The sequence below is a fragment of the Mycobacterium mantenii genome, from assembly GCF_010731775.1.
Classification (GTDB): domain Bacteria; phylum Actinomycetota; class Actinomycetes; order Mycobacteriales; family Mycobacteriaceae; genus Mycobacterium; species Mycobacterium mantenii.
This window is the reverse complement of the sequence record NZ_AP022590.1, coordinates 1,689,422-1,701,095: the sequence shown is the minus strand read 5'-3', so window position 1 is coordinate 1,701,095 and position 11,674 is coordinate 1,689,422. Positions and strand designations below refer to the sequence as shown.

12 protein-coding genes and 1 pseudogene are annotated in these 11,674 nt (G+C 66.6%); 7 read left to right on the top strand and 6 right to left on the bottom strand.

What is annotated here, in order from left to right; all coding sequences use genetic code 11:
- Nucleotides 1-5: 5 nt before the first annotated feature.
- Together G6N50_RS07730 and G6N50_RS07725 are read right to left on the bottom strand one after the other, a co-directional pair.
- Nucleotides 6-869 (bottom strand): ABC transporter permease, encoded by an 864-nt coding sequence (locus G6N50_RS07730; RefSeq protein WP_083100133.1) that lies wholly within the window; start codon nucleotides 867-869, stop codon nucleotides 6-8.
- 1 nt (nucleotide 870) lies between these two features.
- The gene (locus G6N50_RS07725) at nucleotides 871-1,713 is read right to left on the bottom strand and encodes an MlaE family ABC transporter permease (protein WP_067827982.1); all 843 of its coding nucleotides are present in this window, start codon (nucleotides 1,711-1,713) and stop codon (nucleotides 871-873) included.
- Nucleotides 1,714-2,019: 306 nt separating this feature from the next.
- Here G6N50_RS07725 and G6N50_RS07720 point away from each other — a divergent pair, with 306 nt between their 5' ends.
- From G6N50_RS07720 to G6N50_RS07700, 5 genes are all read left to right on the top strand, one after another.
- Nucleotides 2,020-2,622, top strand: coding sequence for a TetR/AcrR family transcriptional regulator (locus tag G6N50_RS07720; protein ID WP_083100135.1), 603 nt, complete (start codon nucleotides 2,020-2,022; stop codon nucleotides 2,620-2,622).
- A 55-nt stretch (nucleotides 2,623-2,677) separates the two neighbouring features.
- Nucleotides 2,678-2,959: a phosphoribosyl-ATP diphosphatase gene (locus G6N50_RS07715; RefSeq protein WP_067827988.1), complete on the top strand. Its 282-nt coding sequence runs from the start codon at nucleotides 2,678-2,680 to the stop codon at nucleotides 2,957-2,959.
- A gap of 2 nt (nucleotides 2,960-2,961) precedes the next feature.
- Nucleotides 2,962-3,816 (top strand): ATP phosphoribosyltransferase, encoded by an 855-nt coding sequence (hisG, locus tag G6N50_RS07710; protein WP_083100144.1) that lies wholly within the window; start codon nucleotides 2,962-2,964, stop codon nucleotides 3,814-3,816.
- A gap of 119 nt (nucleotides 3,817-3,935) precedes the next feature.
- The gene (locus tag G6N50_RS07705) at nucleotides 3,936-4,448 is read left to right on the top strand and encodes a DUF4126 domain-containing protein (protein WP_067907499.1); all 513 of its coding nucleotides are present in this window, start codon (nucleotides 3,936-3,938) and stop codon (nucleotides 4,446-4,448) included.
- Nucleotides 4,445-5,815, top strand: a complete 1,371-nt coding sequence (locus G6N50_RS07700) for an FAD-containing oxidoreductase (RefSeq protein ID WP_083100137.1) — start codon at nucleotides 4,445-4,447, stop codon at nucleotides 5,813-5,815. Before G6N50_RS07705 ends, G6N50_RS07700 begins: the two co-directional genes overlap by 4 nt.
- A 6-nt stretch (nucleotides 5,816-5,821) precedes the next feature.
- On the opposite strand, the gene G6N50_RS07695 is transcribed toward G6N50_RS07700, so the two are convergent.
- Nucleotides 5,822-6,709 carry a RecB family exonuclease gene (locus G6N50_RS07695; RefSeq protein WP_083100138.1) on the bottom strand — a complete coding sequence of 296 codons (888 nt, stop codon included), beginning with the start codon at nucleotides 6,707-6,709 and terminating at the stop codon, nucleotides 5,822-5,824.
- 74 nt (nucleotides 6,710-6,783) lie between these two features.
- Between G6N50_RS07695 and trmI the strand changes: the two genes are divergently transcribed.
- Nucleotides 6,784-7,629: a tRNA (adenine(58)-N(1))-methyltransferase TrmI gene (gene trmI / locus G6N50_RS07690; protein ID WP_083100140.1), complete on the top strand. Its 846-nt coding sequence runs from the start codon at nucleotides 6,784-6,786 to the stop codon at nucleotides 7,627-7,629.
- 75 nt (nucleotides 7,630-7,704) lie between these two features.
- Here the strand turns inward: trmI and G6N50_RS07685 are convergent, their stop codons facing one another.
- Together G6N50_RS07685 and G6N50_RS07680 are read right to left on the bottom strand one after the other, a co-directional pair.
- The gene (locus G6N50_RS07685) at nucleotides 7,705-8,004 is read right to left on the bottom strand and encodes a DUF503 domain-containing protein (RefSeq protein WP_083100142.1); all 300 of its coding nucleotides are present in this window, start codon (nucleotides 8,002-8,004) and stop codon (nucleotides 7,705-7,707) included.
- Nucleotides 8,005-8,231: 227 nt separating this feature from the next.
- Nucleotides 8,232-8,789: pseudogene (locus G6N50_RS07680) on the bottom strand (hypothetical protein); the annotation flags it as partial.
- 318 nt (nucleotides 8,790-9,107) lie between these two features.
- Between G6N50_RS07680 and arc the strand changes: the two are divergent.
- Nucleotides 9,108-10,937 carry a proteasome ATPase gene (arc, locus tag G6N50_RS07675; RefSeq protein ID WP_083092597.1) on the top strand — a complete coding sequence of 610 codons (1,830 nt, stop codon included), beginning with the start codon at nucleotides 9,108-9,110 and terminating at the stop codon, nucleotides 10,935-10,937.
- Between the two features lie 89 nt (nucleotides 10,938-11,026).
- Here arc and G6N50_RS07670 read toward each other — a convergent pair whose 3' ends face one another.
- Nucleotides 11,027-11,671: a hypothetical protein gene (locus tag G6N50_RS07670; protein ID WP_083092150.1), complete on the bottom strand. Its 645-nt coding sequence runs from the start codon at nucleotides 11,669-11,671 to the stop codon at nucleotides 11,027-11,029.
- Between the last annotated feature and the right edge of the window lie 3 nt (nucleotides 11,672-11,674).

Sequence of the window (11,674 nt, the reverse complement as noted above, 5' to 3'; positions counted from 1 at the left end):
CCGGCCTACCCGCCGAACCGTGCGCCGGAGTCGACGCCCCACAACGCCATGGTGAGCAGCATGTTGACGATGATCACGACGGTGATGCTGGCCCGCATGCCGTGCCCCGCGGCGACCCCGACACCCTCGGGCCCGCCGCTGGCGTAATACCCGTAGTAGCACTGGATCGTCGATGCGATCCACACGAAGATGACGGCTTTGATCAACGAATAGACGATGTCCTGGCCGGCCAGCATCAGCGTGAAGTAGTGCAGGTAGGAACCGGTCGAGCCGCCGCTGCCGATACCCACCACCAACTGTGTGCTCAGATATCCGATCGCCAGGCATGCGGCGTACAGCGGGACGATCGCCACCACCGATGCGATGAGCCGGGTGGTCACCAGATAGGGGATGGGGCGGATGGCGATCGATTCCATCGCGTCGATCTCCTCGGCGATGCGCATGGATCCCAACTGGGCGGTGAAGCGGCAGCCACCCTGCATGGCGAAGGCGAGCGAGGCCATCAGCGGAGCCAGCTCGCGAGTGTTGACCAACGAGGAGACGAACCCGGTGGCGGGCCCGAGACCCAGCAGATCCAGGAAGTTGTAGCCCTCGATCCCGACCAGCGCGCCGACGGTCATGCCGAGCACCACGGCCACACCGGCGGTGCCGCCGCCCACCACGATGGATCCGTTGCCCCAGGTGATGTTCGACAACAGCCGCAGGAATTCGGCGCGGTACTGGCGCAAGGCGAGCGGCACGGCGACCAGCGCCCTGACGAAGAAGACGAGCAGGTGGCCGAGCCGGATGATCGGCACTTTGCCCCGGCGGTAGAGCCGGATGAGCGGGACCGAAACCGGTGCGAACGGTCGATAAACGGAGGCGGTCACGTCACAGCCCCGTCCTGGGCGACAACATGATGTAGAGCTGGCTGATGGCGACGTTGACGATCATCAAAAGCAGGATCGCCTCGACCACAGCGGCATTCACGGAGTTCGCGACGCCGGTCGGTCCGCCCTTGGTGGACAAGCCTTTCTGGCTCGACACGATGGCCACGATGGCGCCGAACACGATCGCCTTGATCAGCGCCAGGATCATGTCGCCGGTCGTGGCGAACGACGCGAACGTCGACACGAAACTGCCCGGCGCCCCGTTCTGGAAGTACACGTTGAACATGTAGCTCGCGAAGAATCCGGCGAAGCACACGACACCGGTGAGGGCCACGCCGATCATCACCGCCGCGGCGAAGCGGGGCACGACCAGGCGGCGAATCACCGAGACGCCCATCACCTCCATCGCGTCGGTCTCTTCGCGCATCGTTCGCGAACCCAGGTCGGCGGTGATGGCCGACCCGACCGCCGATGCCATCAGGACCGCGGCCACCAGCGACGCCCCCTGCCGGATGACCGCGAGCCCGCTGGCCGCCCCGGCCAGCGAGGTGGCACCGACCTGGCCGGCCAGCAATGCGAACTGGATGGACAGGGTGACGCTGATCGGCAGCGACACCAGGATCGTCGGCAACACGGCGGTGCCGGCCATGAACGCGCCCTGCCGGACGAACTCCTGCCACTGGAATCGGCCGGTCACCAGGTCGTAGAAGAAATATTGAGCGGTTCGCACGCCCAGGACAAACTGTTCGCCTACCGTCGTCAGCGAGGCGACCGGGTGACGTTGGACGTACCCGACGGACCAGTTCCGGATGGCGGTGACGCCGTCAAGCTGTGTCGTTGTCATAGCGGCGCGACCCGCGGCTCGTCTAGCAAACACATGGCGCAGGTCATCGCGTACCGGCTACCGCTTGCATCGGCCCTATTCCCACCCCTAAGTCTCGAGCGCCGAGCGGAGGGTCTTGGGCGGCCGTCGACCCCTATCCTTATTAAAATAGTGTCAACAAGTGCCAGGACTCCGCAGCTCACTGGTGTGTGCTGCATCACACTAGCCTACTTGATAGGGACTTTCAATAGTGTAGAGTCACTCATCTGAGTTCGTCGCTGGACGGCACCCCTGGGGTTCAAATGTCGGATTGACGAAGGTGATGGCATGCCCTCAGCAAACACCGGTTCGTTGCGGGACCGACGCCGTGCCGAGCTGCTTTCCCAGATCCAGCAAACCGCGCATCGGCTCTTCGCCGAACGCGGTTTCGACACGGTGACCACCGAGGACATCGCCGCGGCCGCCGGCGTCTCCATCAGCACGTATTTCCGGTATGCGCCCACCAAGGAGGGCCTGCTGATCGATCCCGTTCGGGAGGCGGCCGCCGAGATCGTCGGTTCTTACAGCGCCAGGCCGCCGGATGAGTCGCCGGCCGAGGCGCTGATCCAGCTGTTCGTGACGCACGCCCGCGACGTCAGCGAGGTTGACGACCTGGATACCTGGCGCCTTGCCGTCGCGACCGCGCCCCACCTGTTGAGCAAGTCCGTGTTGGTCAGCGAAACCGATCACGGCACGCTGATCGAGCAGGTCGCCGCTCGGATGGGGGTCGACGCGACGGTCGATGTCCGAGCCGCCCTGTTGGTCCACATTAGTTTGGCCACAGTGCAATTCGTGCTCGACGGGTGGTTGACCTCAGACATCGCGGCACGGCCCCCGTTTCACGTGCAGCTGGAGGAAGCGCTGCGCATCACGCTCGGCGGATTCGACTGACCGGGCGCTCGAAATCCGATCGGGGCTAAACCGAGGTGACTTTGCTCGCGGCCGCGTGAAACAATCGCTGGCCGTGAAGACCTTCGAGGATCTGTTCGCCGAACTGGGCGAGCGTGCCCGTACCCGGCCGGCCGGCAGCGCGACGGTCGCCGCGCTGGACGCCGGCGTGCACGGCCTGGGCAAGAAGATCCTCGAAGAAGCCGGCGAAGTGTGGCTGGCCGCCGAACACGAATCCGACGACGCGCTGGCCGGGGAGATCAGCCAGTTGCTCTACTGGACGCAGGTGTTGATGGTGGCGCGCGGACTGACCCTCGACGACGTGTATCGGAAGCTATGACCATGCTGCGGGTTGCGGTTCCCAACAAGGGCACGCTCAGCGAGCCGGCCAGCGAGATCCTCGCGGAGGCCGGCTACCGGCGCCGCACCGATTCCAAGGACCTGACCGTCATCGACCCGGCCAACCAGGTCGAGTTCTTCTTCCTGCGGCCCAAAGACATTGCCATCTATGTGGGTTCGGGAGAGCTGGATTTCGGCATCACGGGCCGCGACCTGGTGGGCGATTCCGATGCGCCGGTGCGCGAACGGCTGGCGCTGGGATTCGGCTCGTCGAGCTTTCGTTACGCCGGACCGGCCGGGCGCAACTGGAAGATCGCCGATCTGGCCGGCAGGCGGATCGCCACCGCGTATCCCAATCTGGTCCAAAAAGACTTGGCCGGGCGCGGTATTGAGGCCACCGTCATCAGGCTCGACGGTGCGGTGGAGATCTCGGTGCAACTGGGTGTGGCCGACGCCATCGCCGACGTGGTGGGGTCCGGGCGCACCCTGAGCCTGCACAACCTTGTCGCCTTCGGCGAACCGCTGTGCGATTCGGAAGCGGTGCTGATCGAGAGCGACCACAGCAGCAAGTCCGGGACGCAGGCGGCGCGCGATCAACTGGTGGCACGGATCCAGGGCGTGGTGTTCGGTCAGCAATATCTGATGCTCGATTACGACTGCCCCCGCGCGGTGCAGGACAAGGCCACGGCGATCACGCCGGGGCTGGAGTCGCCCACCATCGCACCCCTGGCCGACCCGGACTGGGTCGCCATCCGCGCGCTGGTACCGCGTCGGGGCGTCAACGAGATCATGGACGAGCTGGCCGCCATCGGTGCCAAGGCGATCCTGGCTTCCGATATCAGGTTTTGCCGGTTCTGATTGCGTACGCGGTGCAGGTCCCGCGGCTGTGTTAGCGTCCGGCTCGGGGGACTGCCCGGGTTGGCGTGTGGGTCGTCCCCGCATCGGTCGCCGGCTGTCGTCTCCCAGGAGGGTCTTCCGTGACACATACGCTTCTTGTCTTGCTGGCTTTACTGATTGGTGTTGTGGCCGGACTGCGGTCGCTCACCGCGCCCGCCGTCGTCGCCTGGGCCGCGTATATCGGCTGGATCGATGTGCACGGCACGTGGGCGGGCTGGATGGCCAGCATCATCACGGTGATCATCTTCACCGTTCTCGCCGTCGGCGAACTGATCAACGACAAGCTGCCCAAGACGCCGGCCCGCACCGCGCCGCCGATCTTCGCGGCCCGGATCGTCATGGGTGGGCTCGCGGGCGCGGCGCTCGGCGCCTGGCCGCACTGGACGTTCACCGCGCTGGGCGCCGGGATCATCGGTGCGGTGCTGGGCACCCTCGGCGGCTACCAGGCACGCAAGCGGCTCGTCGCCGCGACGGGCGGCAAGGACCTGCCGATCGCGCTGCTGGAGGACGCCGTCGCGATCGTAGGCGGGTTCGCCATCCTTGCCACGACGGGCCACCTGCTGACGGAGTACCTGCTGACGGCGGTTAAGTGACAGGCCATTTCGACGCGATCATCGTTGGGGCCGGGCAGGCCGGCCCGCCGCTGGCAGGCCGGCTGACCGCAGCCGGACAGCGCGTCGCGGTGGTGGAGCGCAAACTGATCGGTGGCACCTGCGTCAACACCGGATGCATCCCGACCAAGACCCTGGTGGCCTCCGCGCACGCCGCGCATCTGGCGCGCCGCGGCGCGGAATACGGCGTCGGGACCGGATCGGTCAGCGTCGACATGGCGAAGGTCAAAGCCCGCAAGGACGAGATCATGCTCGGCGACCGCAAGGGCGTCGAGGATTGGCTCGAGGGTATGAACGGCTGCACCGTATTTCGCGGGCATGCGGTTTTCCAGGATCCGCACACCCTGCGGGTCGGAGACGATGTGCTGCACGCCGACCGCATCTTCCTCAACGTCGGCGGACGCGCGGTGGTGCCCGACATTCCGGGCTTGTCCGAGGTCGATTTCCTCACCAACGTCTCGGTTCTCGAACTCGACACCGTGCCAGAGCATCTCGTGATCTTGGGGGGCAGCTACATCGCGCTGGAGTTCGCGCAGATGTACCGCCGGTTCGGGGCCCGGGTGACCGTCGTCGAACGGGGTCCGCGGCTGGCGGCGCGTGAAGACGAGGATGTCTCGGCGACCGTGGCGGAAATCCTGCTGGCCGAAGGCGTCGACATCATCACCGGTGCCGATGATGTGCGAATAGCCAAGTCCAGCAACGGGTTCGAATTGACTCCGCGCGAGGGCACGGCACCCGTCCGGGGGAGTCATCTGCTGCTGGCGGTGGGCCGGCGGCCCAACACCGACGACCTGCGGCTGGACGCGGCCGGGGTGCGGACCGACGCCCGCGGCCACATCGTGGTCGACGATCGACTCAAGACCAGCGTCGACCACATCTGGGCGATGGGCGACTGCAACGGCAAGGGCGCTTTCACCCATACCTCCTACAACGATTTCGAGATCGTCGCCGCCAACCTGCTGGACGACGATCCGCGCCGGGTGAGCGACCGCATCCCCACCTACGCGCTCTACATCGATCCGCCGCTGGGGCGCGCCGGCATGACCGCCGACCAGGTCCGCTCGTCGGGACGCAAGGCCCTGGTGGGCAAGCGGCCGATGACCAGAGTCGGCAGGGCGGTGGAAAAGGGTGAGACACAAGGCTTCATGAAGGTCGTGGTGGACGCCGACACAAAGGAGATCCTGGGGGCCGCCATCCTCGGGGTCGGCGGTGACGAGGCCATCCACTGCATCCTGGACGTGATGTCGGCCAAAGCGCCCTACACCACGCTGTCGCGCACCATGCACATCCATCCCACCGTCAGCGAGCTCATTCCCACGATGCTGCAGGAGCTCTCGCCCTTCGACTAGCGGCGGTTAAGCCGCCGGTTCGGCCGGATGCAAATCATTTTGCGCGACAAGAGTTTCCGGCCACCCCGGGTAGGGCGGCGGGGTGCCCCCGAAGAGCGGGCAGTGCTGTTGGTGGGGACACCAGTCGCACAAGCGTGACTGGGTGGGACGGAAATCGCCTGTCTGCCCGGCGGATTGAATGGCCCGCCAGATCGCCATCAGTGTCTTCTCGAAGCGCAGCAGCTCGTCGTGATCCGGCGTGTAGTCCAGCACCTGGCCGTCGGCCAGATAGATGAGCCGCAGCCGGGTGGGCTGCACACCGCGCGAACGCAACAGCGCCACCGCGTAGAACTTCATCTGGAACATGGCCTTGAACTCGGCCAGGGCTCGAGCGGCCGGCGGCGCCTTGCCGGTCTTGTAGTCGACCACCCGCAGCTCGCCGGTGGCGGCGACGTCGATCCGGTCGATGAAGCCGCGCAGCAGCGTGCCGTCGGCGAGCTCGACCTCCACCCGCTGCTCGCAGCACTCCGGGTTAAAACGGGTGGGGTCCTCGAGCCGGTAATAGCCGGCGAGCAACGCCTGCGCCTCGGCCAGCAGCTGGGTGCGCTGCCCCGGAGTTATGTCGGCGGTCATCTCGGGGGTCGCGGCGATGGTCTGGTCCCACGCGGGTTCCAGCAACGACATCGCGGTGTCGGGGCCGCGCTGGTCGGCGGGCAGGCCGTACAGCTGCTGCAGGGCGGCATGCACCAGCGATCCGCGCAGCTGCGCCGTCGACGGCGCCTCGGGCAACCGGTCGATGGCCCGGAACCGGTACAGCAGCGGGCACTGCTTGAAGTCCGCCGCCCGCGACGGCGACAGGGCCGGACGGTATGCCGGGCCCGCCACCGACGGGGGTGCCTCCGGCTGGACGGTCATGTCGGCAGCCTAGGACCGGGTGCCGACAACCCCCAAACACCTGCTGCGGCGAGTCGGCTGGCACGCTAGACCGCGTGTCCGTAACCGGCCCGTTCACCGAGGGCGAGCGTGTTCAGCTCACCGACGCCAAGGGTCGGCATTACACGATGGTGCTCACCGCGGGCGCGGAGTTTCACACGCACCGCGGGTCGATTCCGCACGACGCGGTGATCGGGCTCGAGCAGGGCAGCGTGGTCAAGTCCAGCAACAACGCCGTGTACTTGGTGATGCGGCCCCTGCTGATCGACTACGTGATGTCGATGCCCCGCGGACCCCAGGTGATCTACCCCAAGGACGCCGCTCAGATCGTGCACGAGGGCGACATCTTCCCGGGCGCGCGAGTGCTGGAGGCAGGTGCCGGCTCCGGCGCGCTGACCTGTTCACTGCTGCGCGCGGTCGGGCCCGAGGGCCGGGTGACCTCCTACGAACAGCGCGCCGACCATGCCGAGCACGCCGAACGCAACGTGTCGGTGTTTCACGGTGGTCAGGCCCCCGCCAACTGGCAACTGATCATCGGCGACGTTGCTGATTCCGACCTGCCCGACGGGTCCTTCGACCGTGCCGTGCTCGACATGCTCGCGCCGTGGGACGTGCTGGAGTCGGTGGCGCGGCTGCTGATCCCCGGCGGCGTGCTGATCATCTACGTGGCCACCGTCACTCAGCTGTCGCGCACGGTCGAGGCCCTGCGGGCGCAGCAGTGCTGGACCGAACCGCGGTCCTGGGAGACGTTGCAACGCGGTTGGAACGTCGTCGGCCTTGCGGTCCGGCCGCAGCATTCGATGCGCGGACACACCGCCTTTTTGATCTTCACGCGACGGCTCGCGCCCGGCGTCGTCGCGCCCGTGCCGCTGGGCCGCAAGCGCGAAGGCCGCGACGGCTAGTGGCGATCGCAAGCGCGGTGGAGCCGGGTGCAGTGGGTCGCCACCATCAAGCGAGCGGCGGGTCGCCACCTTGGGCTAGGCCAGATCGTCGCTGCGAACCAGGGAACGCCGCACCGACAGCAGCTCGAATTCGGGATGCGCGGCCACCAGCCGTTCGGCCGCGTCCAGGACGTCGACGGCATGGCCGCGATCGCCGGACACCGTCGCGACGCCGATGCCCGCTCGCCGGTACAGCTCATGCGAACCCGTCTCGGCCGCCGACACGCTGAACTTGCGCTGCAACTCGGCGACAACGGGACGAATGACCGACCGCTTCTGTTTGAGTGACCGAACGTCGCCCAGTAACACGTCGAACTCGAGCCAGCCGATCCACATGCCGCGGGTCAACCCGGTGGGTTTTGGTCGGGGCCGGGCTCCGGAGCCGGAGCGGGTTCCGGAGCCGGAGCGGGAGCGGGTTCCGGAGCCGGAGCGGGAGCGGGTTCCGGAGCCGGAGCCGGGGCGGGAGCTGGTTCCGGGGCCGGCACGGGCGGTGGCGGGGGCGCGGGTGGCGGAGTCGAGGGTGGCGGCGCCGGTGCCGGGGCGGACTCAGGTGGAGGCGGCGCCGGCGGCGGGCCCGGCGGCGGCGCGGGAACCTCGGACGTCGGAGCGGTCGGCGACTTCCCCAGGGCCAACAGCATTTCCGCCGTACGTCGCGATAGCTGCCACCCGCCCTGAAAGGGGGCGAACTCCATCGGAAAGGTGAAGTTGGCGTTGTTGGCCTGTGCGGTGTGAACGGCGATGGTCGCCTTCACGTTCGACGGGTTCTTGTCCGACCACGCGATGTCGTTCGCGTTGAAGGTCATGGGCAGATAACCGTTGTCCCGCAACGCGTTGGTGAACTTGTCCAGGGTGGGAGCGCTCTCCGGTGTCGCGCCTTCCACCAGATTCACCTTGCTGGCGCTCGGAACGTTCGGGTCGGCGAGTCGCGAGAGCACGTCGGTGAGGGCTTCGGGCGGTGGCAGGGGAGTCGTGACGGGCGCCACAACTTGTCGCGACGTGGCCGGCGGCAGCGAAGAGACGGCCGACGAACCACCCCTGGGGTGCGGCGACGAACATGCGGCAAGCCCCACCGCCGCCAGGACGGTGGCGACGCTCAGCGCTATGGACAGTGGCCGGTGCATCCAGTCGGTCGGCCGGCTAGGCGGCTCTGGCCGCTTCGCGAGGGAAGGGTGTCGCTAAGGTCGGGCCGATGGGCGCTACTGAAGTCACACCGGCGGCGGGGGCTATCGCGGTGAGACGAGCCGAGCCTGTGGCGAGGCTTTTTGCGGTCACTCTGGCACCTCCCAAGGCCCTTTCGATCATCACGATTAGTGGCCGAGATTACCAGCGTGACGAAAATCTTAACTTTTCGTGGGTATTTGACTACGCACATCAATCGGCAATCGCCGGTAGCTTTGAAGTATCCGCCGCGCCAATTCGGTGTGGGAAAGGAGCGCAAGATGGGTAGCTCAGAGCGTTCTGAAGCTTTCGGAACCCCCCACGAATCAAACATGTCCAGCGGCGACGAGGCCGAGTTGGAGGAACTACGCCGCGAGGCAGTCATGTTGCGCGAGCAACTCGAGCACGCCGTCGGCTCGCATGGTGGCGGCCGCTCCGCGCGCGATGTGCATCAGCTGGAAGCGCGCATCGACTCCCTTGCGTCGCGGAACTCGAAGTTGATGGAGACCCTCAAAGAGGCCCGCCAGCAACTGCTGGCGCTGCGTGAGGAAGTCGACCGGCTGGGGCAGCCGCCCAGCGGCTACGGCGTCCTGCTCGCCACCCACGAGGATGACACCGTCGACGTGTTCACCTCTGGTCGCAAGATGCGGCTGACCTGCTCGCCGAACATCGAAGTCCCGTTGTTGCGCAAGGGTCAGACGGTCCGCCTCAACGAGGCCCTGACCGTCGTGGAAGCCGGCACGTTCGAATCGGTCGGCGAAATCTCCACGCTGCGTGAGCTCCTGGCCGACGGTCACCGAGCTCTGGTCGTCGGGCACGCCGACGAGGAACGCATCGTCTGGCTTGCCGAGCCGCTGGTCGCCGAGAACCTGCCGGAGGGTCATCCCGACGCCCTCAACGACGACACCCGGCCGCGCAAGCTGCGTCCCGGCGACTCGTTGTTGGTCGACACCAAGGCCGGCTACGCCTTCGAGCGCATCCCTAAGGCCGAGGTCGAGGACCTGGTGCTGGAAGAGGTGCCCGATGTCAGCTACCTGGACATCGGCGGCCTGACCCGCCAGATCGAGCAGATCCGCGACGCCGTGGAGTTGCCGTTCCTGCACAAGGAGCTGTATCGCGAGTACGCGCTGCGCCCGCCCAAAGGCGTGCTGCTCTACGGTCCGCCCGGTTGCGGCAAGACGCTGATCGCCAAGGCCGTGGCCAACTCGCTGGCCAAGAAGATGGCCGAGGTGCGCGGCGACGACGCCCGCGAAGCCAAGTCCTACTTCTTGAACATCAAGGGGCCCGAGCTGCTCAACAAGTTCGTCGGTGAGACCGAGCGGCACATCCGGCTGATCTTCCAGCGCGCCCGTGAGAAGGCGTCGGAAGGGACACCGGTGATCGTGTTCTTCGACGAGATGGACTCGATCTTCCGCACCCGCGGCACCGGGGTCTCCTCGGACGTCGAGACGACCGTGGTTCCGCAGCTGCTCAGTGAGATCGACGGTGTGGAGGGGCTCGAGAACGTCATCGTGATCGGCGCCTCCAATCGCGAGGACATGATCGACCCCGCCATCCTGCGGCCCGGGCGTCTGGACGTGAAGATCAAGATCGAGCGGCCGGATGCCGAAGCGGCGCAAGACATCTTCTCGAAGTACTTGGTCGAGACGTTGCCGGTGCACGGCGACGATCTGGCCGAGTTCGACGGCGACCGGTCGGCATGCATCAAGGCGATGATCGAAAAGGTCGTCGACCGGATGTACGCCGAGATCGACGACAACCGGTTCCTGGAGGTCACCTACGCCAACGGTGACAAGGAAGTCATGTACTTCAAGGACTTCAACTCCGGGGCGATGATCCAGAACGTCGTCGACCGCGCGAAGAAGAACGCGATCAAGTCCGTGCTGGAGACCGGCCAGCCCGGTCTGCGCATCCAGCACCTGCTGGACTCGATCGTCGACGAGTTCGCCGAGAACGAGGACCTGCCCAACACCACCAACCCCGATGACTGGGCGCGGATTTCGGGCAAGAAGGGCGAGCGGATCGTCTACATCCGCACCTTGGTCACCGGCAAGAGCTCGAGCGCATCGCGGGCCATCGACACCGAATCGAACCTGGGGCAGTACCTGTAGCGCTCGTTCGGGCAACGCCCTGGCGCGACATATAAACCACGCACACGACACGACACGCCGAGGCGGGTGTGCGTGGTTTATGTCTCGGCTCAGCCGGTCACCAGCGAGTAGCTGTTGGTCAGGTTGTCCTGCAGCACCTGGGCCGCCCGCTGGGTCGTGTCCACGCGAAGTTCGTCGGTGAGCATGCGCGGTTGGTAGGCCCACCCGGCCGGCAGGTCGAGCCGGTCGGCGAGCCGCGGTAAGTCGGCGCGCGACAGCGTGGGATCGGCGACCTGGCTCCAGGTCTGCATGACCCAGTGCTGGCCCTGGGGATCGATGAGTTCGTACACCTCTTGGCCGGCGTTGAAGACGAACACCGTGTGGCGGTTGACCGTGTTGGGGACGTAGGGCGCCGGGTTCATCGACGACAACAGGACTGTGGCCTGCTGGATCATTTCGATCCCGCCAAAGGATTTCGTGATCTGCGGGCCCCGGTTCTCTTTTTCGATGTCGTTCATCAGCCAATACCGGGGACCGTTGAGCAGGGCCGCGGCGGCCCCGTGCTCGGTGGCGAGGGCATGCGCGTCCAGCGCCGACCACAAGTCCTCGGGACAGTCGTTGAGCGGGAAGCTGTTGTACACCGTCGCCTGCGGGCCGGCCTCGCCCGGCGTTACCAGGAGAACCTCGCCGTAGCGCTTGCCGGACAGGTCGCGTGCGTGCTTACCGACGGCGTGGTCGGATTCGGGGGCGGACACAGG